20 protein-coding genes are annotated in these 25,341 nt (G+C 73.4%); 7 read left to right on the top strand and 13 right to left on the bottom strand.

Features of this window, described 5'->3' with window-relative positions; all coding sequences use genetic code 11:
* Window positions 1–49 precede the first annotated feature (49 nt).
* Window positions 50–895 carry a methyltransferase domain-containing protein gene (locus OG462_RS34885; RefSeq protein WP_406063934.1) on the top strand — a complete coding sequence of 282 codons (846 nt, stop codon included), beginning with the start codon at window positions 50–52 and terminating at the stop codon, window positions 893–895.
* Window positions 896–903: 8 nt separating this feature from the next.
* Here the strand turns inward: OG462_RS34885 and OG462_RS34880 are convergent, their stop codons facing one another.
* The gene (locus OG462_RS34880; RefSeq protein ID WP_406063932.1) at window positions 904–2,202 is read right to left on the bottom strand and encodes a hypothetical protein; all 1,299 of its coding nucleotides are present in this window, start codon (window positions 2,200–2,202) and stop codon (window positions 904–906) included.
* 446 nt (window positions 2,203–2,648) lie between these two features.
* Window positions 2,649–4,673: a DUF5107 domain-containing protein gene (locus tag OG462_RS34875; protein ID WP_406063930.1), complete on the bottom strand. Its 2,025-nt coding sequence runs from the start codon at window positions 4,671–4,673 to the stop codon at window positions 2,649–2,651.
* Between the two features lie 201 nt (window positions 4,674–4,874).
* Here OG462_RS34875 and OG462_RS34870 point away from each other — a divergent pair, with 201 nt between their 5' ends.
* On the top strand, window positions 4,875–5,207 hold the full coding sequence (locus OG462_RS34870; RefSeq protein WP_406063928.1) for a DUF6204 family protein: 333 nt from the start codon (window positions 4,875–4,877) through the stop codon (window positions 5,205–5,207).
* Here OG462_RS34870 and OG462_RS34865 read toward each other — a convergent pair.
* From OG462_RS34865 to OG462_RS34855, 3 genes are read right to left on the bottom strand one after another with little or no spacing between them, the layout of a single operon-like run.
* Window positions 5,195–5,782 (bottom strand): GNAT family N-acetyltransferase, encoded by a 588-nt coding sequence (locus OG462_RS34865; RefSeq protein ID WP_406063926.1) that lies wholly within the window; start codon window positions 5,780–5,782, stop codon window positions 5,195–5,197. The genes OG462_RS34870 and OG462_RS34865 overlap by 13 nt on opposite strands.
* 54 nt (window positions 5,783–5,836) lie before the next feature.
* A complete protein-coding gene (locus OG462_RS34860) occupies window positions 5,837–6,184 on the bottom strand; it encodes a hypothetical protein (protein WP_406063924.1) in 348 nt (115 codons plus the stop codon).
* Window positions 6,181–6,432: a lipopolysaccharide assembly protein LapA domain-containing protein gene (locus OG462_RS34855; RefSeq protein WP_406063922.1), complete on the bottom strand. Its 252-nt coding sequence runs from the start codon at window positions 6,430–6,432 to the stop codon at window positions 6,181–6,183. Before OG462_RS34855 ends, OG462_RS34860 begins: the two co-directional genes overlap by 4 nt.
* Before the next feature lie 220 nt (window positions 6,433–6,652).
* Here OG462_RS34855 and OG462_RS34850 point away from each other — a divergent pair, with 220 nt between their 5' ends.
* Both OG462_RS34850 and OG462_RS34845 read left to right on the top strand, forming a co-directional pair.
* On the top strand, window positions 6,653–7,525 hold the full coding sequence (locus OG462_RS34850; RefSeq protein ID WP_406063920.1) for a GntR family transcriptional regulator: 873 nt from the start codon (window positions 6,653–6,655) through the stop codon (window positions 7,523–7,525).
* Window positions 7,526–7,739: 214 nt separating this feature from the next.
* On the top strand, window positions 7,740–8,834 hold the full coding sequence (locus OG462_RS34845; RefSeq protein ID WP_406063918.1) for an adenosine deaminase: 1,095 nt from the start codon (window positions 7,740–7,742) through the stop codon (window positions 8,832–8,834).
* Here the strand turns inward: OG462_RS34845 and OG462_RS34840 are convergent.
* The 6 genes from OG462_RS34840 to OG462_RS34815 form a co-directional block, all read right to left on the bottom strand.
* Window positions 8,831–10,615: a CocE/NonD family hydrolase gene (locus tag OG462_RS34840; RefSeq protein ID WP_406063916.1), complete on the bottom strand. Its 1,785-nt coding sequence runs from the start codon at window positions 10,613–10,615 to the stop codon at window positions 8,831–8,833. The genes OG462_RS34845 and OG462_RS34840 overlap by 4 nt on opposite strands.
* 209 nt (window positions 10,616–10,824) lie before the next feature.
* Complete coding sequence (locus tag OG462_RS34835) at window positions 10,825–11,760, bottom strand: LD-carboxypeptidase (protein ID WP_406066839.1); 936 nt, start codon at window positions 11,758–11,760, stop codon at window positions 10,825–10,827.
* 47 nt (window positions 11,761–11,807) lie between these two features.
* A complete protein-coding gene (locus OG462_RS34830) occupies window positions 11,808–13,811 on the bottom strand; it encodes a prolyl oligopeptidase family serine peptidase (protein WP_406063914.1) in 2,004 nt (667 codons plus the stop codon).
* 62 nt (window positions 13,812–13,873) lie between these two features.
* Window positions 13,874–15,208 carry a M20/M25/M40 family metallo-hydrolase gene (locus OG462_RS34825; protein WP_406063912.1) on the bottom strand — a complete coding sequence of 445 codons (1,335 nt, stop codon included), beginning with the start codon at window positions 15,206–15,208 and terminating at the stop codon, window positions 13,874–13,876.
* Window positions 15,201–16,034 (bottom strand): M55 family metallopeptidase, encoded by an 834-nt coding sequence (locus tag OG462_RS34820; protein WP_406063911.1) that lies wholly within the window; start codon window positions 16,032–16,034, stop codon window positions 15,201–15,203. Before OG462_RS34820 ends, OG462_RS34825 begins: the two co-directional genes overlap by 8 nt.
* A gap of 96 nt (window positions 16,035–16,130) precedes the next feature.
* Entirely contained in the window at window positions 16,131–17,891 is a 1,761-nt protein-coding gene (locus tag OG462_RS34815; RefSeq protein ID WP_406063909.1) for a hypothetical protein, read from the bottom strand.
* Between the two features lie 173 nt (window positions 17,892–18,064).
* Between OG462_RS34815 and OG462_RS34810 the strand changes: the two genes are divergently transcribed.
* Window positions 18,065–19,216: a hypothetical protein gene (locus OG462_RS34810; RefSeq protein WP_406063907.1), complete on the top strand. Its 1,152-nt coding sequence runs from the start codon at window positions 18,065–18,067 to the stop codon at window positions 19,214–19,216.
* A 29-nt stretch (window positions 19,217–19,245) separates the two neighbouring features.
* Here OG462_RS34810 and OG462_RS34805 read toward each other — a convergent pair whose 3' ends face one another.
* On the bottom strand, window positions 19,246–21,729 hold the full coding sequence (locus OG462_RS34805; protein WP_406063905.1) for an MFS transporter: 2,484 nt from the start codon (window positions 21,727–21,729) through the stop codon (window positions 19,246–19,248).
* Window positions 21,730–21,967: 238 nt separating this feature from the next.
* Window positions 21,968–22,411, bottom strand: coding sequence for an SRPBCC family protein (locus tag OG462_RS34800; protein ID WP_073907439.1), 444 nt, complete (start codon window positions 22,409–22,411; stop codon window positions 21,968–21,970).
* A gap of 147 nt (window positions 22,412–22,558) precedes the next feature.
* Here OG462_RS34800 and OG462_RS34795 point away from each other — a divergent pair, with 147 nt between their 5' ends.
* The gene (locus OG462_RS34795) at window positions 22,559–23,590 is read left to right on the top strand and encodes an Rv2578c family radical SAM protein (protein WP_406063903.1); all 1,032 of its coding nucleotides are present in this window, start codon (window positions 22,559–22,561) and stop codon (window positions 23,588–23,590) included.
* A gap of 136 nt (window positions 23,591–23,726) precedes the next feature.
* Entirely contained in the window at window positions 23,727–25,319 is a 1,593-nt protein-coding gene (locus OG462_RS34790) for an alpha/beta hydrolase (RefSeq protein ID WP_406063901.1), read from the top strand.
* Window positions 25,320–25,341: the final 22 nt, after the last annotated feature.

The raw sequence follows: 25,341 nt of genomic DNA, 5'->3' as shown, positions 1-25,341 counted from the left end.
TCCGTGCGTACGGTGGTGAGCACGCACCCACACCGAGGGAGTCGCTTCGATGACGCATGCCTCCGCCCCTTCCGCGCGCCCCGCGGCCCATGAGACGGCCGTCTACACCCACGGTCACCACGAGTCGGTCCTGCGCTCGCACAGCTGGCGGACCGCCGCCAACTCCGCGGCCTATCTGCTGCCCGCGCTCTCGGCCGGCCTGGACGTCCTGGACGTGGGCTGCGGGCCCGGCACCATCACCGCCGACCTGGCCGCCCTGGTCGCGCCCGGCCGGGTGACCGCCGTCGACGCGGCCGAGGACGTCCTGACGAAGGCCCGCGCCGTGGCGGCCGAACGCGGTCTGGAGAACGTCGAGTTCGCGGTCGCCGACGTGCACGCCCTGGACTTCCCCGACGACTCCTTCGACGTGGTCCATGCCCATCAGGTGCTCCAGCACGTCGGCGACCCGGTCCAGGCACTGCGCGAGATGCGGCGGGTGTGCCGCCCCGGCGGTGTCGTCGCGGCCCGCGACAGCGACTACGGGGCCTTCGCCTGGTATCCCGAACGGCCCGCTCTGGACGGCTGGCTGGACCTGTACCACCGGGTCGCCCGCGCCAACGGCGGCGAACCGGACGCGGGACGGCGTCTGTTCTCCTGGGCCCGGCAGGCCGGCTTCACCGAGATCACGACGACGGCCGCCACCTGGTGCTTCGCCACGCCCGAGGAGCGGGCCTGGTGGAGCGGCATGTGGGCGGACCGTACGACCGGCTCCGGTTACGCCGACCTGGCCGTGAACGGCGGCCACGCGACCGGCGCCGAGCTGACGTCGATCGCGGAGGCCTGGCGGGAGTGGGGTACGCGGGAGGACGCCTGGTTCATGGTCCCGCACGGCGAGATCCTGTGCCGGGTGTCCTGACGGACGGGCTACGCCCCTCCGTGGCGGTCCTCGGGCAGCACGTCCTCCACGTGGTCGTCGCCGAACCCGAACTGCCCGGCGAGCGCCCGGTACCGGGCCCGCCGGTCGGCGGCGACGGGGACCCCGTACGCCGAGAGGACCTGGAGGAGGAAGCGGAAGCCGAGGTCCGGGTCGACCGCCGTGACCACGTGCTCCAGGACCCGCGCCACTCCCCGCACCTCCTCCGCGTCGGCGTGGACCGCCTCGCGGACCTCCCGCAGGACCGCCTCCGTCAGATCGGTCCTGGCGGGAGACAGGAAGGGCGCGTAGGCGGGGTCGACCTCTCCCAGGTGTGCGTGGCACACCTGGGACACCTGCTCCAGCCAGGCCCGCCCGTCGGCGTCGAACTCCTCCTCGCCGAGGACGTACAGGCGCCTGGCGGCGGTCCGCCACAGCAGACCGACCGCCTCCTCCGGCAGGGCGGAGTCGAGGAGCCGCCACACGTCGTCGAGAAGTACCGCGGCGGACGCACCCGGAGAACGCCCCGGGCCGTCGTCGGCGAGCCGCTGGATGTGCTCGCGCGGGGTGCCCAGGTACGTCCATTCCGTCCCGCGGAGGACGGCCGCGAGCGTCGGCAGCCCGAAGCGGCCGGATGCGAAGTCGCGACGGCCCGGGTCGAGGGGGCGCCAGCGCACGGTCAGTTCGTCGTGGACGACGGCCCATGGGTAGGCCAGCGTGTCACCGATGGCGAGCAGCCGCTCGTACGCGTCCGCCCCGACGGGCACGGAGTACGCCTTGAGCGCCCTCAGGAACAGCCGGAACCCGAGGTCGGCGTCCGCCTCCCGCACGACCCGGAGGAGGGCGGGGACGATCCCCGGTACGGCGACGCGGAGCTCCAGGCCGGCCGCGGCCGACTCGATCTCCGCCGCCACGGCCGTCCGCAGCTCCCCCTCCGGCACCACGGGCCGCACCTCGTCCAGGGACTTCACCTCGTACGGTTCGCGCTCCGGTGCGCGCGGCGGGCACAGCTCCGCGACCCGGTCCAGCCAGGCCCGGGTGTCCGTGCCTTCCTCGGCGGGGTCGAAGCAGCGGCGTACGGCCGCGAGCCACACGGTGTGGAGCACCTCGTCCGGCAGCGCGGAGCCGAGGAGGAGCCGTACGTCGGCGCTGAGCTGGAGGTCGTCGTCCTCCGCTTCGGACTCGGCGATGTCGAGCACCACCAGGTCGTCGAGACGGAGCGTCGCACGGGCGCAGAGCGTGCCGGCGAGGCCGCTGAGCCCGAAGTCCGCCGCGTAGTCGTAGGAGTAGACCTCGCGCGTGCGCGCCATTCACGTACCTCCTGTGCGGAACCGCGGAACGGGCACCCCTCGGCGCGAGAGGTGCCCGTTCCCATGGTCGCCGCTGCACTACCGCGGGAGCGGGTACGACGTGAGGACGACGTACTTCTTCACGGCCCGTGATCTGCCGCGCGGGTCTAGGAGAAGTCGTGGAATCCGAGGCAGTCCGGGTCCTGGAGAGGGCAGCTCGGATGGGGGGTGCGGTCCCGCTCCGGGGGCGGGGGCGGCTCGTCCTTGAGGACCGGGGCCGGGGGCATCTCGAAGGATCCGCAGAGGCAGGCCTCGCAGGCTCCCGAGAACCGGGGTGCCCCGTGACGGAATCGCGGATGACCGCACCGGCACTCCTGTGTCGCCCATGCCGCCATCTCCGGACCCCCGATACCCCACGGTCGCCGCCCCTTCCAGGGTAGCGACCGCGCCCCCTGAGCGGCCCGCTCTCAGCTCGGTCGCATCCTGAACTCATAGGTGTCCGGGAGGAGTTCGTCGGTGACCCGCGCCCAGAGCTCGCCCAGGATCTCGGCGCCCTCGCTCAGGTCCGCGACCTCGAAGCCCTCGTCGAAGACGGCACGGGCCTCGTCCCGCCGGCCCTCGGCGAGCAGCAGCCGGACATCGAACAGCCGGAAGGCCCCGCGCCGCCGGACCGGCTCGGGCAGCCGGTGCCAGAGGGTCCGCGCCCGGTCGGGCCGGCCGACGGCGAGGAGGGCGTCGAGCGCCTCACGACCGAGAGCGGCGACGACGGTGGCCCGCACGCCCTCGCGATCCGCACCGTCCTCTCCTTCGCGATCCGTGCCGCCCTCCGTTCCCTGGTGGTCGGCGAAGGCCTCCGTGAAGTGCTCGGCCGCCCGTTCCGGGTGACCGTCCTCCCGGTCGGCGACGGCCAGGCAGTACAGCAGGGGCCAGCGCACGGTGGCCTCCTTGAGTCCCCGCTCCCAACTCCGTACCGCCTGGGCGCGATCACCCGCGTGCCACTGGGCGATGCCGAGCTGGTACTCGGTGGACGGGTCGGCGGGGGCGGTCTCCAGCATGTCCCGCCAGGGCGAAGCGACCAGCGGCGCGACCAGTGGTGGGACCGGCGGCGTTCCCGGTGCGGCGCCGGTCACCGACGGTGGCAGGACGCCGGTGCGCAGCAGTTCCCGCCAGGGTTCCTGCTCGGGTCCGAGCGTCGACTCCGGGAACGGCGTACCGGGCAGCTCGTAGCCTCCCCGCAGGACTTCGAGCGCTCCCCAGCCGGAGCCGGCCGCGAGGACCTCCTCCGGCGCGCTGTCGGCCGCGCCCTCGCGCCAGGCCGTGTACGCCGCGTCGACGGCGGTACGGGGCAGGGCGCCGGCCAGGCTGCACTCGACGCCGGAACGGGCCGCCGTCCAGTCGTCGCCGAGCGCCGTGGCGGGGTCGACGGCGAGCGGTCCGTAGGCCTCCAGCCAGCTGAACTCCGCGCCGCCCGCGAGCTCCAGGTGTTCCAGCTGGGTACGGGCGAGTCCGGCCTGGATCTCGGCGTAGCCGGGGGTGCCCGGTTCCGTCAGCCACTCCTGCCAGCGCCGGCCGCCGCGCCCGGTACCCCACACGAAGAGCTTGCGGCCGCGCAGCGGGTCGGTGGAGGTCTGGACGAGTCCGGTGCCGTCCGTGTCGAGGGCGGCGATCCAGCGGCGCTGCTCCTCGGGCAGGTCGTAGAACCAGTCGGCGGCATGGGTGCTGTTCAGCGGGTACGTGCGGTCGGCGCCGTCCTCCGTGACCGGTACGGGGACCCGGCGCAGGCCCCGCTCGTAGCCGTGGTGCCAGGCCGCGTCGGCGGGCGCGAGGACGCGGCGGTCCTCGGGAACGGCGATGTTGGACCACCAGTAGACGGGGGCGGGGCGCTCGTGGGGGTTACGGATCCGGACCCCGACGTACAGGAAGTCGGAGTCCTCCGGGAGCCACAGGTCGACCTGGAAGGGCAGGTCGCGCAGCCGCTCCCACTCCCAGAGGCGGAGCATCGGCCCGCCGTCGGGTGCGCGGACGGTCGCCGCGTGGAGGGCCGCGCAGGACAGGGTGGTGTGGCCGGTGGCCCCGATGTTCCACTCGACGCCGCCGGAGAACCAGGCGCCGTTGAGCGCGAACGCCGCGGGCTGGAACACCGGGTTGCGGTAGAGGAGTTCGCGTCCGGTGGGCTTGTGGTGGAGGGAGTGGATCCGGCCGCCGAGACCGGGCAGCACGGTCACCCGGAGGCGGTCGTTCTCGATCACGATCGTGTCGAGTTCCGCGGGCGTGCGCTCGCGGCCGTAGCCGTCGCGGACGGGGGCGGGCAGCAGGCTGCGCAGGGGTGCCCGGCCGATGCCCCGGGCCATGTCGCGCGGGAGTTCCGCGAGGGTCCGCGGGTCGACCGCGTGGGCCCCGGCCCCGGCGGGGGCCCGCAGTGCGGGAAGAGGGTTGTCCGGGCCCAACGGGGCGGCGGGCAGCGTCAGTACGGCACGTCGTACGGTCGTCATCGCCCCATGGAACACGCCGGGGGCCTTCCTGACCAGGGGTTCTCGGCGTCGGGCTTCACCGAGCCGGGGGCTCGGGCTACGGCCGGGCCGGGGGCGCGGGGTGCCCGGAAAATCCCGGCGGCGCGGACGGCCGCCGCCGTAGGGTGGAGGGTCGGTGCGCCGTCGGGCGGCCGGGGAACCAGGGCGCAGGGAGTACGAGGAATGGGCACGCAGCACACCTACCGGGTCATCGTGCGCGGCACGTTCGACGGTCTGTCGGAGGAGAGCCGGACTCGGCTGCTCGCCGAGGTGGACGCGCACGGGCTGATCGCGATGCGGTTCACGGAGGAGGGCTCGCTGGCCTACGACCGGACGCTGAAGCACTTCTCGTACCGCCTGGTCGTCGTCTCCGACGCCGAGGACGGCGACGAGATGGCGGGCGCGCTCGCGGAGGACCGGGTGGAGACCGCGCTCGGGGAGCTCGGCCACGGGTACAAGGCACTGCGTTCGACCGTGACCGACCTCGACACGATGAAGATCAACTACAAGCGCTGAGTGGCGTCACCCTCACCGGTCGCGTCCTCGGGATCCGGCGCGGTGATCGCCCAGCGTTCGTGGTCGCGCCAGGCCCCGTCGATGAGCAGCATCGCGGGCGAGAAGCCCTCCAGACGGAAGCCCGCGCGGCGGACGAGCGCGCGGGAGGGGGCGTTGCCGGGCTGGATGTTCGCTTCGAGACGGTGGAGTCCGAGCGGCCCGAAGGCGTACGCGAGGACCAGCCCGAGGGCCTCGGTGAGCAGGCCGCGCCCGGCGGCGTGCGCGAAGGCGCCGTAACCGAGGGCACCGCTGCGGAACGCGCCCCGGACGATGTTGTTGACGGTGAGGAAGCCGGCGATCCCGCCGTGTGGGTCTCCGTGCTCGCACACCAGGAACCCCTCGCGCGCCGGTTCCTCGATGAGGGCGGAGGCGTAGACGCCGTAGGCCTCCGCCGTACACGGCGGGAACAGCCAGGGCCGGTGGAGCTCCCGGCTCTCGCGGGCGCGGGCGGTGAACTCCTCGGCGTCGTCGAGGGAGAAGGCGCGCAGGCCCACACGGGGCCCGGCGGCGAGATACCGGCCAAGATCGTCGGACATACGGCCAGGCTAAGCCGCGCGGAGGGCAAGGGCCGCGGGTGGGGTGCGGAGCGCTCAGCGCCGCGCCGTGCGCACCCGGGGCGGGCAGCTCTCTCCCTTCCGTACGACTCCGATCATGACGGTGGTGCGGCGGTCGAGGCCCGTGCCCGCCGCCGGGTACTGCGTGACGACCTGCCACCGCGGCGGCCACAGCACCCGCCGGTCCCGTCCGCTCACGTCGTGGACGTCGAGCCGGGTACGGGGGTCCAGCCGGGTGAAGACCCGCCACAGGCCGCGGCCGAGGAAGTCGGGCACCGGACGGGTCCCGGCGTCGTCGGCCGCGCCGGCCTCCTCCGTCGAGGTGACGGCGACGGCCGCGAGGGCGAGGACCGCGCCCGCCCCCACCACGGCGCGCCGCTTCACTTCCGCCTCCGGGTCGCGGCGTAGTACCCGCACGCGGCGCCGATGAGCGCGGTCGCGAGCAGGGCCAGATAGAGCGGCATGGACACCTCGGGGATCAGGAGCCGGATCTTGACCTCGCCGGTGTTCTGGAAGATGAAGACCAGGGTGATGACGGCGAGCGCCATCATCCCGATCCGGCCAGGGGTGAGGGCTTCGGTGAACCGGGACCTGCCCCCGCCCGATGTCCGTGACGTCTCGTTGGGACTCATGCCCGGCCCTCTCCTCCGTCGTGCCGTCGGTCGTACCCGGCCACAGCCGTGGGACCAGAATGAGGTGGGCGGAGCCTCACCGTGACGGCGAGGAGAGCCGTACGGGTGACTTGTCAGACAACGTGGGCCGACTACCGTGGTGCCGGACACCGTCGGAGCCGGGGCCGGAACCACAGCAGGGACCGGCCGGATCCGACCGGAACCGAGACGAGGAGCGGCCGTGGCGGTCAGCGGACAGCGGCGGCGACCGGTCGTGGCGCTCTACGAGCGGATCGCGGACGCCGTCCACGACGGCACCTACCCGCCGGGCTCGACGCTCCCCTCCGAGCCGAAGCTCGCCGCCGAACTGGGCGTGAGCCGGCCCGCCCTGCGCGAGGCGCTGCTGCTGCTCCAGGAGGACGGCCTGCTGACTGTACGGCGCGGGGTGGGCCGGACGGTCAACGACCGGCCGCCCCGGCGGGGGTTCGAGCACGTCCAGCCGCTCGAGGAGCTGATCGGCGCGGGGACGCCGCTGCGGGTGCGGGCGCTGCTGCGGACCGTCGAGGAGCCGACCGACTTCACCACCCAGCACCTCCTCGCCCCGGCCCGCGCGGAGCTCCGGTTCTGGGAGTCCGTGCTGACCGGAGAGGGTACGGCGGCGGCGCTGAGCCACGAATGGGCGGCGGCCGACGAGCTGCTCGACCGGGTGCACCCGGAGTTCGCACGGGCCCTGCGGGCGACGGAGACGGGAACCTCGGCGGATGCGGAGACGCCGGCGGGGTCGGGCACCCGGGCGGGGACCGGGGCGCTCACGGAGGCGGGCACTCCGGCACGGACGGGCACCCCGGCGACGGCCGGCGGCTCCGCGCGCGGGCCTGCCGTCTCCATGCTCTCGGTCCTGGTCGGGGCCTCGCGCGAGACGGCACTCAGCGCACACAGCGGCATCACGGCGACACTGCTCGGGCGGCGGCGCGGGGACCAGCTGGGCCGCCCGGCGGACACCCCGGCCGTGCTGATCACCCAGGTCGTACGGGTCGGCGAGACCCCGGTCCTGGCCGCCAAGCACATGCTCCCGACGGGCGCACCCGCACTGCCGGTGCTGCAGTCCCACTAGGTGGGGGCGGCCCTGCGGATTCCCCGCCGGGCCGCGCTCCCCACCCCTGCCGGACCGCCTTCGCCACCCTCTGCCGGACCGCCTCCCCCACCTCGCCGGGCACCTTCCCAACCCCCTGCCGGGCACCTTCCCGACCCCCTGCCGGACAGCCGTCCCGACCCCCCGCCGGGGCCGTCACAGCGCACCCCTCCCCCGTGGCGTACACTTCCCCGCCATGCACTTGTCTGACAACCCTGCCACGCCTGCCGCCGCCACCGTCTCCGAGTGGATCCGCCGGGCCCCCAAGGCCGTCCTCCACGACCACCTCGACGGTGGGCTGCGCGCCACGACCATCGTCGAGCTGGCACGGGAGTGCGGCTACACCGCGCTGCCGACCGAGGACCCGGCCGCGCTCGCGGTCTGGTTCCGGGACGCCGCCGACTCCGGTTCGCTGGAGCGCTACCTGGAGACCTTCGCCCACACCTGCGCGGTGATGCAGACCCGCGAGGCGCTCACGCGCATCGCGGCCGAGTGCGCCGAGGACCTGGCGGCGGACGGCGTCGTCTACGCCGAGATCCGCTACGCCCCGGAGCAGCACCTCCAGGGCGGCCTGACCCTCGACGAGGTCGTCGAGGCCGTCAACGACGGTTTCCGTGAGGGCGAGCGCCGCTCCGGCGGCCGTATAACCGTCCGCACCCTCCTGACGGGGATGCGCCACACGGACCGCTCCCTGGAGATCGCGCAGCTCACGGTCGCGCACCGGGACAAGGGCGTGGCCGGCTTCGACATCGCCGGCGGCGAGATCGGCAACCCCCCGGCCCGTCACCTCCCCGCCTTCCAGCACCTGAAGCGGGAGAACTGCCACTTCACGATCCACGCGGGAGAGGCCGTCGGCGCGGAGTCGATCCAGGAGGCCGTGCAGGTCTGCGGCACCGAGCGGATCGGCCACGGCGTGCGGATCACGGACGACATCGCCGAGGACGGCACCCTGGGCCGGCTCGCCTCGTACGTCCGGGACAACCGCATCGCCCTGGAGGTCTGCCCGACGTCCAACCTCCAGACGGGCGCCGCGAAGGACTACGCCTCACACCCGATCGACGAGCTGCGCCGCCTCGGCTTCCGGATCACGCTCAACACGGACAACCGGCTGGTCTCCGGCACCACCATGAGCGAGGAGTTCCAGCACATGGTGGACGCCTTCGGGTACGGCCCGGAGGTCTTCGAGGAGTTCACGGTCGCCGCGCTCGAGGCCGCCTTCCTGCCGCTGCCGGAGCGGCAGCGGCTGATCGACGAGATCGTCCGCCCGGGGTACGCGACGCTCCAGTCCTAACCCACCCGCCCCTGAACCAGGGGCAGTTCGAGCGTCCCGGTGTCCTCAGGGGCGCTGACGACCGTCACCGGCTTGATGCCGCGATTGCCGGAATACGCCGTGTCGCTCGCCGCGATCACCAGCTCCAGCCGGTGGCCGGTCTCGTAGCGGTGGACGACGGCGGGCAGCTCGACCGTGAAGGGGCGGGTGACGTCCGGCACTCGCACCGGCGCGACAAGGCGGTTGACCAGGGTCTTCGTGCCGTCGGGGGCGATGTCGTAGAGCTTGGCGAAGAGCACGAGCTTGTCGGCGGCGTCGCCGGAACCCTGGACGCGCTCGGCGACCGGCGAGTCCACCTTCAGGGTGGCCTTCGGCGCGCCGACGAGGTCGGCGGGCGCGGTGAGCGGGGCGCTGGTCCAGCCGAGGTACGTGCTGGGGGTGTCGTACGGCCGGGGGTCGGACAGCCCGATCAACCCGGCGAGCGAGGACTCCGAATGGCTCGTCGGGAAGAGCCAGTTGCTGTACGTCCGCGAGCCCCGGGCGACCTTCGTACGGTTGTCGACGAGCTTGCCGTCGCCGGAGAGGTACAGCCGCCGGCTGAGCGCCGGGACCCCGGCCGCGGTGCCGTAGCCGCTCTGCCAGTCGCGGTACCAGGCGAAGGCGGGGCCGGTGTCCGCGGTCGGGTTCTGCCGCAGATACCGGTCGAACCAGGCGAGGACGCGCTGACCGACGTAGCTGGACTCCAGGTTCCCCTGCCCCAGGTCGAGTTCACCGGGCTTCTGGCCGCCGCTGTGGCCCCAGGACTGCCAGATCATCCGGGTGTCGACACCGCGCTCGCGCAGCCGGTCGTAGGTGGCGCGCGCCTCGTTGAGGTTGAAGAGGGTGTCGGCCTGGCCCTGGACGATCAGGGTGGGGGCGGTGACGCGGTCGACGTACGAGACCGGGGAGACGCTGCGGGCGTAGGCGAGCATCTTCTCGGTCTCGGCCTTCGGGTAGCGGCCGGAGTTGAGGAGCCGCACGGTGTCGCAGGCGTCGGTGACGAAGTGCAGACAGCGGAGCGAGTTGATCCGGCTGGGGTCGAGGGAGGGGACGAGCAGCGGCTGCCCCTCGCCCATCAGGTAGAAGCCGTTCGCCCACTGCCACTTGAAGACGCCGGGGGTGTCACGGTCGGCGGCGTTGGGGGCGAGGGAGTACGCGAGGTCGTTCCAGGTGATGAGGGGGACGATGGCGTCGATACGGCGGTCGACGGAGGCGGCGGCGAGCTGCACGGCCCCGCCGTAGGAGCCGCCGATCATGCCGACGCGCGGGTCGCCCTCACGGTCCTGGGTGACGAAGTCGGCGCGGGTACCGTCGTCGGCGGCCCGGCTGCCGGCGAGGAAGTCGACGAGCCGGGCGGCGGCGCGGCCGTCGATCGCCGGATCGTCGAGGGAGATCAGACAGCCGGACTTCCCGAAACCCAGGCCGGAGTAGACGAGGCCGACATAGCCGCGCTCGGCGAAGGCCTTGCCGATGGCGTCGGTGGAACCGTCGCTCTTGCTGCCACCGAAGCCGTTGGTGGCGAGGACGGCGGGCGCGGGATGCCCGGCGTCCACACCGGCCGGCCGGTAGAGGTCGGCGTCGACGACACAACTCCGGCCACCCGCCTCGACGGTGAACCGGAGCGGGGCCACGGTGTACGCGCCGGTGAGGGTCTCGGCCTCGGCAGCGCTCGCGGGCGCGGCGAGCGTCAGGGGAACGGCGAGCGCGGCCGCACCGGCCACGAGCGCGAGGGCCTTGCGGGAACGGGGCACGGCACGGGACACAGAGACCTCCACGCTGAGGACGACGCCGAGAGACCCACCGCACCTACCGACTGGTAGGTACCGGGCAGCGCCCATGCTGTGACACGTGTAAGACCCCGTCAATGCGCCGGGCAAAGGTTGTTGACGGAGATTCAGTGAAGACGGTCGTCACCGATCGGTGAGAGCATCGGCGCGGACGGCAGCCGCCTCAGCGGCCCCGCGCCCGCTCCTCAGCGCAGGGCCGGCACATCGAGGGTGAGGGTGCCCGCCTCCGCGTCCAGTACGCCGGACACCCCGAGCGGCATGGTCAGCGCCGTCTCGCTGTGGCCGAAACCCAGCTCCTCCACCACCGGCACCCCGAGCCCGCCGAGCCGGTCGGCGAGGACCGCCCGCACCTCCTCGTACGGGCCGCACTCCGCCCAGGAGCCGAGGGCGATGCCCGCGACCCCGTCGAGCCGGCCGGAGCGCAGGAGTTGGGTGAGGATGCGGTCGAGCCGGTACGGCTCCTCCCCCACGTCCTCCAGGAGCAGCAGCCCGCCGCGGGCCGTGGGCCGGCCGTGCGGGGTGCCGAGGTCGGCGGCGAGGAGACTGACGCAGCCGCCGAGCGTCACGCCCCGGGCCCGGCCCGGCACCAGGGTCCGTGCCGTGTCCAGGCCGAGCGTCCGTACCGACTCGGGCTCGAACAGCGTGGCCCGAAGCGACTCCTGGGTGCGTGGGTCCGAGAGGAAGGTCCCCGCGGCGACCATCGGACCGTGCAGTGCGGAGAAACCGGCCCGGACGGCGAAGGCCTCGTGCAGGGCGGTGATGTCGCTGTAGCCGACGAACACCTTGGGCCCGGCCTCGCGGATCGCCCGCCAGTCGAGGAGGTCGACCATCCGCTGCGCGCCGAACCCGCCGCGCGCACAGAGGACGGCGGAGACCGAGGGGTCGCACCAGGCCTCGGTCAGATCCCGGGCCCGGGCCCGGTCGCCCCCCGCGAGGTAGCCGACGGTGGGGTGGGTGTCCAGGACGTGCGGGGCGACGACGGGATCGAGGTCCCAGCCGCGGAGGATGTCGAGCCCCGCCCTCAGCCGCTCCTCGGGAACGGGCCCGCTGGGGGCGACGACGGCGACCCGCGCGCCGGGCCGCAGCCGCTCGGGCCGGGTGAGCGACCTGACGTGCGGCAGGGCCGCGCCCCCGTCGAGGCCTGGATCGGAGGCGGGATCGGGCACGGTCACGTCCGGTACTCCAGGTCGGGCACGTCCGTCCTGGTGACGCCGAAGGTCCGTGCGTACAGGGAGAGTTCGGCCTCCAGTGCGCGCACCATCGTGTCGGCCCTGCGGAAGCCGTGCCCCTCCCCCTCGAAGGCGAGGTAGGCGTGCGGGACGCCCCGGCCGGCGGTACGGGTGAGGAAGCGCTCGGCCTGCGCGGGCGGGCAGATGACGTCGTCGAGGCCCTGGAGCAGCAGGAAGGGCGCGGTGACGCGGTCGACGTGCTCGATGGGCGAGCGCTCCTTGTACCGGGCGGGGACGTCGTCGATCGATCCGATGAGGCCGTGGAGGTACTGGGATTCAAAGTCGTGGGTCTCGTCGGTGGCCCAGCCCCGCAGGTCGAGGATGGGGTAGATGATCGTGCCGCAGGCGTACACGTCGGTGGCGACGAGGGAGGCGGCGGTCGTCCAGCCGCCCGCGCTGCCGCCGCGGACGGCGAGCCGGGCCGGGTCGGCGGTGCCCTCGGCGGCGAGCGCCTCGGCGACGGCCGCGCAGTCCTCGACGTCGACGACGCCCCACTGCTCGCGCAGCCGCTCGCGGTACTCCCGGCCGTAGCCGGTGGAGCCGCCGTAGTTGACCTCGGCCACCCCGATGCCGCGCGAGGTGAAGTAGGTGATCTCCAGGTCGAGGACGAGCGGGGCGTGTCCGGTGGGGCCGCCGTGCGCCCAGATCACATAGGGCGGCAGTTCGCCCTCCGGGCCGGTGAACCCGGGGTGGTGGGGCGGGTAGACCTGCGCGTGGATCTCGCGCCCGCCGGGGCCGGTGAAGGTACGGAGGCGGGGCTCGGGATGGTAGGCGGGGTCGACGGCGTCGCTGTGCGCGGCGCCGACGACCCGGCTGCGGCCGGTGCGGGTGTCGAGTTCGACGAGTTCGTAGGAGCTGTGCGGGGAGGCGGCGATGCCGACCACGCGGCTGCCGTGGGCGGTGAGGGTCGAGGCCCATCCGGTCCAGGGGCCGGCCGCGTCGACGAGTGCGCCGCGCTCGGGGTCGAGGATGCCGAGGGTGGTGGTGCCCTTGCCGTGGACGACGGCGATGAGACCGTTCTCCAGGGGGGTGAACCAGTTCAGCCCGATCTTCCAGAGCGGTCCGCCGAACTCCTCGGCGCGGGGGCAGAGTGCTGCCGGTTCGCCCAGGCCGCCGCGCGCGTCGATCTCCGCCCGGTAGAGGTTCCACCAACCGGTGCGGTCACTGGTGAGGAGCAGCCGTCCCGCCGCGTCCCAGTCGACCTGTGGGATCGACTCGGTGGGCCCGCCCGCGACGGTTCGCGCTCCCTGGAAGGTACCGTCGGGGGCGACCTCGGCCAGCTGGACCTCGGTGCCGTCCCAGGGCATCCGGGGGTGGTCCCAAGCGATCCAGGCCGCCCGGCGCCCGTCCGGGGAGAGCCGGGGGCCGGTCACGAACCGGTGCCGCCCGTCGGAGAGTTCACGTACCGCCGCACGGTCCTCGGCGGCCGAGCCGTCGAGGGGTACGGCGACGAGCACCCGGCGGACATCGGTCGGGGCGGGGCCCGTGAACTCCTCCAGGACGCACCACACCTCGCCCCGGTCCGGGTGGATCACCGGGTCCACCCAGCGCAGTCCGCCGCCGATCGCGGAGACGGGCGTGAGGGGCCGGGGCTCCGTGCCGGGCGCGGCATCCGGCTCGTACGCGTAGAGCCGCTGGTCCGGGAAGTGGCAGAAGACGGCGAGCGGTCCGCCCGCCGGGCGCGCGACCGCCGCCCAGGGCAGGCCGCCGTACTCGATCACCCGGCTGCGGACGTTCCACGGGGCGGGCAGCACGCTTTCCTCGGTGCCGTCGGCGCGCCGCCGCACGAGGGCGCGACGGCCGCCCTCGGTGGGGCGTGGTGCGGTCCACCACAGCTCGTCGCCGACGACGCCGGGATACTCGGGCCGCCCGTCGTGGGCGGCGGCGAGCGCCGCGTCGACGGGTGACGGCCAGCTGCCGTGGGCGGCCGTGGTCCTGGCCATCTCTGCTCCCCCTGTCACGGTGTTGCGCGAACGGTCATGGCGATACCCGAACGGTCACGGTTCTACGCCGTCCTCAGATAGTGGTCGAGCACCCGGACGCCGAAGTGCAGGGCGTCCACGGGGACGCGTTCGTCGACGCCGTGGAAGAGGGCCCCGTAGTCGAGGTCCGGGGGCAGCCGGAGCGGCGAGAAGCCGTAGCCGGTGATGCCGAGCCGGGAGAACTGCTTGGCGTCGGTGCCGCCGGACATGGTGAACGGCAGGACGTGCCCGTCCGGGTCGAAGCGCTCGACGGCGGCCCGCAGCTTCGCGAAGGTCGGCGAGTCCACGGGAGCCTCCAGGGCGACCTCGCGGTGGTGGAACTCCCACTCCACGTGCGGCCCGGCCAGCTCGTCCATGGTCGCGGCGAACTCCTCATCGGTGCCCGGCAGCGTCCGCCCGTCGATGTAGGCGACGGCCTGGCCCGGGATGACGTTGACCTTGTAACCGGCGTCGAGGATCGTCGGGTTGGTGCTGTTGCGGACGGTCGGCGCGACGAGGGCGGCCGCGGGGCCGAGCTTGTCGATGAGGAGGTCCACGTCGAGGTCGGGCGCGCGCGTGTCGATGTCGATGGCGTACAGCGCGGCCAGTTCGGTGAGGGCGGCCCGGACGGTCGCGGTGAGCCGGACCGGCCAGGTGTGCGAGCCGATCCGGGCGACGGCGTCGGCGAGGCGGGTGACGGCGTTGGCCGTGTTCACCTTGGAGCCGTGGCCGGCCCGGCCGTGGGCGGTCAGCTTGAGCCAGGCGGTGCCCCGCTCCCCCGCCCCGATCGGGTAGAGGGTGGTGCCGGGCTGCGGGTGGAAGCTGAACGCCCCGGACTCGCTGATGCCCTCCGTGCAGCCCTCGAAGAGCGCCGCGTGCCGGTCGGCGAGGAAGCCGGAGCCGTCCTCGGCGCTCGCCTCCTCGTCGGCGGTGTAGGCGAGGACGATGTCGCGGCGCGGCCGGATGCCCTGCCGGGCCCAGGAGCGGACGACGGCCAGGACCATCGCGTCCATGTTCTTCATGTCGACGGCGCCGCGTCCCCAGACGACCCCGTCGCGGATCTCGCCGGAGAAGGGGTGGGTGGTCCACTCGGCGGGGTCGGCGGGCACCACGTCCAGGTGTCCGTGGACGAGGAGCGCCTCGGCCGAGGGGTCGGTGCCGGGGATGCGCGCCACCACGTTGGTGCGGCCGGGGGTCCGCTCCAGGAGGGTGGGTTCGATGCCGGCGGCGGCGAGCCGCTCGGCGACGTACTCGGCGGCGGGCCGCTCACGGCAGTCGCCGCCGCCCCGGTTGGTCGTGTCGATACGGATGAGCTCCGAGGTGAAGGTGACCACCTCGTCGAGCGCTGTCGTGTCCGGGCCCCGGACCTCCTCAGCCATACTGCTCCTCCACTGCGGCCGAGACGATGGTCGTGACCGCCTTGAACGTGCGAATTGCCTCGTACATCGTCTCGCTGGTGTACGTGACGCGCCGCTCCCCGCTGCGCGCCACGCCGGGAACCACCGTGGCGGCGGCTCCCAGGTGCTCGGCGTCGAACTCCAGCTCCATGGTGAAGGGGCCGCCGCGGACCGGCTCGTGGCGCACCGCGAGCGCGGCGCCGGCCTTGGCCGCCGCCCGGATGTCGGCGGCGGTTCTGGCCGGGGTCCGGCACACCGCCGCGTACCGCGAGACGTAGTCCTTGACGGCGACCTTGGGTGCCTCCGGCGCGTAGCCGAGGGCGTCCTCGCAGGTGAGGTCGTCCCCGGTGACGAGGACGACGGGGACGCCGTACTCCGCGACCACATGGGCGTTGAGCAGGCCCTCGCTCGCCCGCTCGCCGTTGATCCAGACGCCGGTGATCGAGTTGGCGAGATAGGTGTGCGCGAGGACGCCCTCGGTGCCGGCGCCCGTGTGGTAGCCGACGAAGGCGATGCCGTCGACGTCCCCGTGCTGCACGCCCTCGACCATGGAGAGGGACTTGTGCTTCCCGGTGAGCATCTCGCACCGCTCGTCGAGCCGCTCGAGGAGCAGGTTCCGCATGGACCAGTGCGCCTCGTTGATGAGGACCTCGTCCGCGCCGCCGTCGAAGAAGCCCAGGACGGCGGCGTTCACGTCGGAGGTGAACATCGAGCGGCACCGCTCCCACTGGGGCGTCCCGGGCAGCACGTCGGCGGGCCAGGTCACACCGGTCGCGCCCTCCATGTCGGCGCTGATGAGGATCTTCATGTCTGGCACCGTACGCGCCGCCCGGCGGCCCCACCACCCCTGTGGAAAACCGTCGTTGGAGTGGACCACTGGCGCTCACCGGGACGGCCGTAAGGATCACCCCGACGCTTCCGGATACCCCCTGGGGTCCTCCTCGGCCAGGCGACGCAGGGCGGCTGCGGACCGCTCCTCGGGCGGGGTGCCGTCGTCGGGCAACCGCCACAGGAACTGGCGGGGCTCCCCCGCCGCCCCGTTCCGGCCCGGGCCACCGAGCGGCGGTCCGGTGAAGGTGACCACGGTCGTGTCCGGCTCGCGGAAGTCCGTGCTGATCCAGCCCTGGCGGAGGCCCCAGCGGGTGAGGAGGTCCGGGTGGTCGCGTAGCCCGGCGGTGATCAGCCGGGCCGTGCGCCGGGCCGGCCAGGTCCAGCCGTGGTCGTGCTCGGCGCGCGCGATCTCGGCGTCGTATGCGACGGCGTCGAAGCGGTACGCGGGGAGGTCCGGCCGGGCGACAGGTCCGCCCGGCCGCCGCCAGTCGCTCCACACGACGTGCTCGCCCTCGCGCCGCACGGTCACGTACAGCGCGCCGCAGCAGCCCTCGGTGCAGTACGCCTCGGCGAGGCGCACCTCCCGGGGTTCGGGCGTGGCCCGTAGCGCTCCGCTGTCGAGGAGCCGCTCGGGGGACTCGCCCGGCCCCGGGCCGAACGCCTCCGGCACGAGGGGTCGTCCGTCGATCAGGACGCGGGTCTCGACGACGTCCGGGTCTCCGGGGTCGGCGACGGCCACCTCGATCCGGAACCGGGGCGGGTCCGGCGGAGCGGCGCGCAGCTGACGTGCCGTACGGCGGATCCAGTCGGCGCGCCGCCGCCCGTCCGGGTCGGCCGGAGCCGGCCCCGGCCACGCCGCCGTGTCCAGCAGGGTGCGGTGGAGCGCCTCACGGCGGCCGGGCGGCCAGGGGAGGAGGTGCGAGGCCCCGCTGTGCAGGTCGAGGGCAAGGGTGAGTAGCCGGGCCCGGTGGTCCACGTCGCGGGGCAGTCGGTGGGCGTGGGCGGCCACCGACTCGTACAGGTCGACGGCTTCTCCGTACCGCAGGACCTCCGCGTGGTAGTCCCGGCTGCTGGTCATCCGGGCGAGGAGGTCCACGGCCCGTGCGAGGAGCCCGGGGGCCGGGTCCGTCCGGAGGAGTCCGGCGAGGCCGACGGCCTCGGCGACCCGCCGGGCGACCTCGGGCCCCACTCCCCGCGCCTCCGTGGGGATCTTCAGGAGCCGGTCGGGCACGGCGGCCCGGTCCTCGGTGGCGAGGACGTCGACGAGGCCGCGCAGTTCCTCGCCCTGGGTCCGGTGGATCAGCCACACCAGAGCGGCGGCCTCCCGGTCCAGGTGGGCGAGGGCGCCGTCGACGGGGTGGACGAGTCCGTCGAGCAGGCCGAGGACGCGCAGGTACGGGATGTCCTCGGGTTCCGCGAGTCGGCTCAGGAGCCCGAGTCCGGCGGATACGCCGGGGACGGTCGTTCCGGTCCGGACGAGGTGTCGGGCGAACGACCGGGTACGGGCGCGGGCCGCGGGTTCTTCGGGGGGTTCGACGGCGGCCGCCGCATGGAAGACGGTCTGCTCCCGGACGACGCCCGTCGCAGCGAGCGCGCGTTCCGCTTCGGCGGCGGCCCGTGCGGGGTCGGGGGCGTCGAGGAGCGGGAGCAGGATGTCGGTGACGGCGGCGCGGGCCTCGTGGTGGCGGAGGCCTCTGCGGCCGGGGGGTCGTGCCGTGTCGGGGAGGGGGTGGCCGCGGCGGGGCGACGGCCCGTCGGGGCCGCTGTCGCGCAGGCCCTTGGCGTACGCGTACAGGGAGGGTGCGAGCGTAGGGCGCTCGTGCGGGGCGCTCATCGCGCGAAGTGAAGCTCGATTCCGTAGGTCATGGCAGCATCCTGGCCGTCGGCCGCGCACCGTGCCATCGATTTTCCGGAGATTCGGCACATCGAATCGGACGAAACATCGTCAAGGGGTGCGTATAGGCTGTCGGCCGCAGTTCTCGTACCCGACCTTCCGGAGTGCTCTCGGTGACCATCGCCCTCGACCCGTCCGACACCTCCCCCGTCGTCCCCGCGCCCGCCGACACGTCGGAGGAGTTCTGGGTCCAGCAGCCGGAGCCGGAGGCCGCGGAGGCTTCCGCGAGCCCCGCCGTCGACGAGCCCTCGGCAGCGGAGCCCGCCGCCGACCTCGACCCCGTCGTCGTCCGTGACGCCCAGGACTTCGGGGTCTACGCGCGCACCGGCGGCTGGGCCTTCGCGCTCAAGGTGGCGCGCAGTGTCCGGCCCGGCGGCCAGCCCGCCGAGGGGACGGCCGCGACGAAGGTCTCGGCGAAGGCGTTCGCGGAGCTCGCGGGGTGCTCGCCGGAGCGGGTCATGCGCTACTACAAGGCCTGGGACATGGCGGCCGACGACGGTCTCGTCCCGCAGTTCGAGGTGCTCGTCCCGGGCGAGGACGTCGAACTGCCCGACGCGGACGTCTGGCTCTCGTACTACACGTCCCGCAACAGCGCCTCGTCCGTGCGCGGTCAGGCGATCAGCGCGGCGGCCGAGGCGGAGGGCATCCGGCCGACGAAGGCCCTGGAGGTCGCGGAGAACCCGACGGCGCTGCGGGCCGCGATCCTCGCCGACCCGGGGACGGCGGAGGCGGCGCGCGGCGCGCTGCTCGACCGGATGAAGGAGGACCCGGCCCTTCAGACCGAGATGGCCCGCGCCTTCGCGCGTACCGACGATCTGAAGAAGGCGGTGGCGAGCGAGGCGAAGGCGGCCGACCGCATCGGGTACGTGCGCCAGATCGTCGAGAACGGCCAGATCAAGACCCCGGCCGGGCAGACCGTGGAGGCGCCGGCCGAGCTGCGGGCCGAGGCCGAGCGGCATCTGTCGCTCCTCGACGAGCTCGACGACTCCGAGGAGGCGGGCGAGTGGGCCGGTGAGGCGTACGACACCGTCAAGGGTCTGGTCGCCAAGGCGGTCGAGGAGGATCCGGCGCTGCGGGTCCAGGAGCGGCGGACGAAGTTCTACAACAGCCTGCAGAAGGCGACGAAGGTCTTCGAGGAGCTGACGCTGGACGAGGTCCTGGAGGAGGAGATCTTCGAGGACGACATGCTCCAGCGCCTCGAAGCGCTCCAGGAGGCGATCAGCTCCTGCATCAGCACGCTGCGCAGGGCGTCGACCGCCTCCTGAGATCCGCCTGAAGGCCCCGCGGAGCGGCCTCAGTCCTGGTGGCCGAGCTGGAGGTCGCGCTCGGTGCGGCCCCCGCCGGCCATCTGGAGGACGGTCGCGACGGGCGGGTAGCCGGCCGCGATGACGGTGTACTCGCCGGAGGACAGGTCCACGAAGCGGAAGGTGCCGTCGGCCCCGGTGGTGAGGGTGTCGACCACGTTGCCGGCCGCGTCGAGCAGGGTGATCCGGGCGTCCTCCACCGGGCGCCCGCCACCGGCGCGTACCGTGCCGCGCAGCACCGCTCCGCCGGCCAGCTCGATGTCCTGGCGGGTCTCGCGGGAGGCCTGGACGCTCACCGGGAGCGCGGCGGGCCGGAAGGCGGGGGCGCTGGCGGCGAGCGTGTACTCGCCCGCGACCAGTTCGGAGATGACGTACCCGCCCTCGCGTCCGCTGCGGGTGGAGGCGACGACCTCGCCGCGTACGTCGGTGAGGGTGACGGCCGCGTCCCGTACGGGTGTCCCGTCGGCGGTGACGACACTGCCGGCGAGCCGGCCGGCGCCGCCGAGGACGACGTCGAGCTCGACCGGCCGGTCGCCGACGGTGACGGAGACGGCCTGGGGCTGGTGCCCGCCGGCCGCCGCGATGAGGACGTACGCACCGCTGCCGGGGACGCTCAGCGCGTACCGCCCGTCCTCGCCACTGGCGCCCCGGCCGACCTGCCGGCCCTGGACGTCGATGAGGGTGAGGGCGGCCCGGGGGACGCGGCTGCCGTCGTGGTGCTGGACGGTGCCGCAGACGGGGAGCCCGGCGTGCGGGGCGGCGAAGGACGCGGTCGCGGAGGCGGGGGCGGCGTGCCGGGCGTGCGGGACGGCCTGGACGCCGCCGAAGTCGTTGGCCTCGGTGGTGGGGCTGTGGTGGGTCACCAGCGGTTTCTCCTTGAGGAAGAAGGCGAGGACGAGGCCGAGCACGAGGACCGGCACGAGGTAGAGGAAGATGCGCGGCATCGCGTCCGCGTACGCCTGGATGTAGGCGTCGCGTACGGCGGGCGGCAGGGTGTGCACCGTCTGCGGGGTGATCGACTCGGCGGGCGGCAGGGAGGTCGCGCCGCCGGAGAGGACGCCGGCGAGCCGGTCGCCGAGCGCGTCGTCGAGCCGGGAGGCGAAGACGGTGCCGAAGACGGCGGCGCCGACACTGCCGCCGATCTGGCGGAAGTAGTTGTGGGCGCTGGTGGCGGTGCCGAGGTCGGCGGGGCGTACGGAGTTCTGCACGGCGAGGACGAGCACCGGCATGACGAGGCCGATGCCGGTGCCGAGGACGGCCTGCCAGAGGCTGTGCTGGAGGCGCGGGGTGTCGACGTCCATGCGGGAGAGCAGCCACATGCCGAGGACGGAGAGGGCTCCGCCGAGCAGCGGGTAGATCTTGTAGTGGCCGGTGCGGCTGATGAGCTGGCCGGAGACCACGGAGGCGATGACGATGCCTCCCATGAGGGGCAGCATCAGCAGGCCGGACTCGGTGGCGGTGGCGCCCTCGACCATCTGCAGGAAGCTGGGGAGGTAGCTGGCGGCGCCGAAGAGCGCGATGCCGACGACGGCGCCGACGAGGGCGGTGACGGTGAAGACGGAGTCGCGGAACAGCCGGAGCGGGATGAGGGGTTCGGGCGCGAAGTACTCGACGACCAGGAAGAGCAGGGTGGTTCCGGCGGCGCCGCAGGCGAGGGCGAGGACGACGCGGGAGTCCCAGGCGTACTCGGTGCCGCCCCAGCTGGTGAGCAGGACCAGGCAGGTGGAGGCGGCGGCGAGGAGGAGGGCGCCGAGGACGTCGAAGCGCCCGCGCGCCGTGGGCTTGGGGAGTTTGAGGACGGCGGCGACGACGGCCAGGGTGACGAGCCCGAAGGGCACGTTGAAGTAGAAGCACCAGCGCCAGGAGACGTGGTCGGTGAAGAAGCCGCCGAGCAGGGGTCCCGCGACGGAGGCGAGGCCGAAGGCGGCACCGATCAGGCCCATGTACCGGCCGCGTTCCCGGGCGGGGACGATGTCGGCGATGATCGCCTGGACGCCGATCATCAGGCCGCCGGCGCCGATGCCCTGGATGGCGCGGAAGGCGATGAGCTCGTCCATGCTGCGGGACCAGCCGGCGAGTCCCGAGCCGATGACGAAGACGACGATGGCGAAGAGGAAGACGCCCTTGCGGCCGAGGAGGTCGCCGAGCTTTCCGTAGACCGGCAGGCCGATGGTGGCGGTCAGCAGGTAGGCGGTGATCGCCCAGGACATCCGGTCGAGGCCCTGGAGTTCGCCGACGATCTTCGGCAGGGCGGTGGCGACGATCATCTGCTCGAGCGCGGCGAGGAGCAGCGCGAGCACCAGTCCGCAGAAGACGAGCCGGACGCGGCGCGGGTCGAGGTGGTCGGCCGGCGCGGGGGCGGGCGGTGGGGCGAGGTCGGCGGGCGGGCCGCCCGCGGCGAGCCGTTCCGCGCCCTCCGCATCCGCCGGTACCTCTCCGTCCTCGGCGGATTTCACGATCGTGATCGCACCCACGTACCTGCTCCCCTCGTCACGGCGTCTGCGCCGCGCCATTCTTCGCATTGGGCACGAAGAGGGAGCAAGTCGGGCGGTACGGTAGGTCAGTGGCGTCCGGAGACCTGAACGGCCCTGCGGTACGGCGCACTTGGGTCGCTCATCAGCGTGTTTACGAGGGGGCCCGCGCCCCCGGCGCACGGGGGGCGCCGATACGGGGGTGCGGGCGATCCACTCGAATCGGTGAACGCTCCGGGCGTTACTTCTCGACCTCGTCCGCCAGCTTGGCGAGAACGGCGTCGTAGATCCGGCCGAGGCCCTTGGGCGCGAAGGTCCGCTCGAAGAAGCCGCCGACGCCGCCGGCGCCGTCCCAGACGGTGGTGACGACGGCGCGGGACTTGCCCTCACCGGCGGGGGTCACGAGCCAGGTGGTGACCATGGAGGAGTTGCGGTCCTTCTCGACGAGCTGCCCGTCGGTGGGCTCGGTGACCTCCAGGAGGCAGTCGCGGACGCGCTTGCTGGTGGCCTGCAGCTTCCAGTGAACGAGCGTGCCCTCACCGTCGCCGCCCTCGCGCACCTCGTACTCGCTGAAGTGCTCGGGGAGCAGCTTCGCGCGCGTGCCGCTGTAGTCGGCCAGCGCGTCGAACACCGTCTCCGCGTCGGCGGCGATGATCCGTTCCGTGGTGGCCTCGACCTGCGCCATTGACTTCCTCCAGCTCATGGTTCCTCAGGGGTGTGGGCCAAGAGAACCACGTGGGCTCCGGGGTGCGAAATCCGGGTTGCAGCGATCAAGGGAACACGTGTTCTATTCTGAGCGAACGGTCGAAGCAGAGTCATCGAGGAGGCGTCCATGCGCTGGGACAATCTGGGCGACACCCCTGCCGCTCCCGCCGACATCGCGCTGTTCGGTACGGACGCGGTGACCACCCGCACCTTCGACACCCCCGAGTTCCGGGGCATCACCTTCCACGAAGTGCGGGCCCGCTCCATCCTCAACCGGGTGCCGGGCGCCTCCCGGATGCCGTTCGAATGGACGGTCAACCCGTACCGGGGCTGCACGCACGCGTGCGTGTACTGCTTCGCCCGCAAGACCCACAGCTATCTCGACCTCGACACCGGGCTCGGCTTCGACTCCCAGATCGTCGTCAAGATCAACGCCCCGGAGGTGCTGGCCCGCCAGCTCGCCTCGGCCCGCTGGCAGGGCGCGCACATCGCGATGGGCACGAATGTCGACTGCTACCAGCGGGCCGAAGGCCGGTACCGCCTGATGCCGGGCATCCTCACCGCCCTGCGCGACCGCGCCAACCCCTTCTCGATCCTGACCAAGGGCACGCTGATCCTGCGCGACCTGGAGCTGCTCACCGAGGCGGCCCGGGTCACCGAGGTCGGGATCTCCGTCTCCGTCGGCTTCACCGACGAGGAGCTGTGGCGCACGATCGAACCGGGCACCCCCTCGCCGCAGCGCCGGCTCGACGTGGTCCGCACCCTCGGCGAGCACGGCATCGACTGCGGGGTCCTGATGGCCCCGGTGGTGCCCTTCCTCGGCGACCGGCCCGAGCAGCTGCGGGACACGGTCCGCGCGATCGCCGAGGCCGGGGCGAGTTCGGTCACCCCGCTCGTGCTGCATCTGCGGCCGGGTGCCCGCGAGTGGTTCATGCAGTGGCTGCGGCGCCACCACCCCGGCCTGGTGCGGCGATACGAGCGGATGTACGCCGACGGGGCCTACGCGCCCACGTGGTACCAGCGCCGGATCACCCGTCAGGTGCACGAACTGGCCGCCGAGTTCGGCATCGGACCCGCTCACCGGGGCGCGGCGCGCCGGACACCCGTACCGGAGGAACCGGAGTCGGCGGCGGCGCCGGAGCAGCTGACCCTCCTCTGAGCGACCGCCGCACCCCCGACCGCGCTCCTCCGATCATCGGACCGGGTCACCTGACACGCCGTCGGAATCCCGTCCGTTCGGGTCAACTCTGGCCGGAACAGGTCCTGCCACGGCCCGTTCGGGGCACGGACGCCCTATGACCCCACGCGCAGGAATGCTGATCGCCGCAGGAGCGCTGGTCGCCGGGACGGTCACCGTCCTGCCCGCCGCCCCCGCGGGTGCCGGTGAACCGACCCCTCGCCCGCTCCCCCCGCTCGCCTGGACCGGCTGCGCCACCGAGGCGTACCCGAAGCTCCAGTGCGCCACCCTCAAGGTGCCGCTCAACCACGACGACCCGGCCGGCCGGACCGTCACCCTCGCCCTCACCCGGGTCCCGCACACCGCGAAGACCTTCCAGGGGCCGCTGCTCGTGAACCCGGGCGGGCCCGGCGGCAGCGGCCGCGGCATGGCCGGGTACGTGGCGGCCTCGCTGCCCCCGAAGGTGGCCGCCGAGTACGACGTGATCGGCTTCGACCCGCGCGGGGTCGGCAAGAGCGAGCCCGCGCTCGACTGCAAGCCCGGCCACTTCGCCCCGGTCCGCCCGGACTCGGTGCCGGACGGCGCCGCGAGCGAGCGGCTCGCGGTCGAGCGGGCGCAGTCCTTCGCCGAGGCCTGCGGCAAGAAGTACGCGGACGTGCTGCCGTACATCGACACCGTGAGCACCGCCCGGGACATGGACGCCATCCGCCGCGCGCTCGGCGCCCCGAAGATCAACTACCTCGGCTACTCGTACGGCACCTACCTGGGCGCGGTCTACGCGCGGCTCCACCCGGACCGGGTGCGGCGCATGGCGCTGGACTCCGTCGTCAACCCGCACGGCGTCTGGTACGAGGACAACATCGCGCAGGACTACGCCTTCGACACCCGGCACAAGGACTTCATGGCCTGGGTGGCCAAGCAGGACACCGTGTACAAGCTGGGCACCGACCCGGCGGCGGTCGAGGCGGCCTGGTACCGGATGCGCGACGCCCTGCGCGCGAAGCCGGCCGGCGGGAAGGTCGGACCCGGCGAGCTGGAGGACACCTACCTGCCCGGCGGGTACTACAACGGCTACTGGCCCCGCCTCGCGAAGGCGTTCTCCGCGTACGTCAACGACGCCGACGCGGCGCCGCTGACGGAGGCGTACGAGCGGTACGGCGAGGCGGACGCGGCCGCCGACAACGGCTACTCGGTCTACACGAGCGTGCAGTGCCGGGACGCGGGCTGGCCCCGCGACTGGAGCGTCTGGCGCAAGGACAGCTGGGACGTGCACGCCAAGGCGCCCTTCTCCACCTGGAACAACGCCTGGTACAACGCGCCGTGCGCGTTCTGGCCGGTGGAGTCGCTGACCCCGCCGGACGTCACCAACGACCAGGTGCCGCCGGTCCTCATCCTCCAGGCCACGGACGACGCGGCGACGCCGTACGAGGGCGGGGTCGCCCTGCACCGGCTGATGCGCGGCTCCAGCCTCGTCGTCGAGGAGGGCGGCGGGAACCACGGGGTGAGCCTCGGCGGGAACGACTGCCTGGACGAGCACCTGGCCACCTACCTGGCCACGGGCGAGGTCCCGCGCGCCGAGGGCGAGGCCGAGGTGGACGCGGTCTGCGCGGCGCTCCCGGAGCCGAAGCCGGAGCCGATGACGCGGTCCGTCCCGGCCAGGAGCGAGTCGGCCGGCAGCGCCCTGCACGGGTTCCTCGGCCACGTGCGCTGACGTCGGAGAACCCACTGACGAT

The sequence above is a fragment of the Streptomyces sp. NBC_01077 genome (assembly GCF_045162855.1).
In the GTDB taxonomy this organism is placed as follows: Bacteria; Actinomycetota; Actinomycetes; order Streptomycetales; family Streptomycetaceae; genus Streptomyces.
The sequence above is the reverse complement of the archived record's forward strand: the minus strand, read 5'-3'. Positions and strand labels throughout refer to the sequence as shown.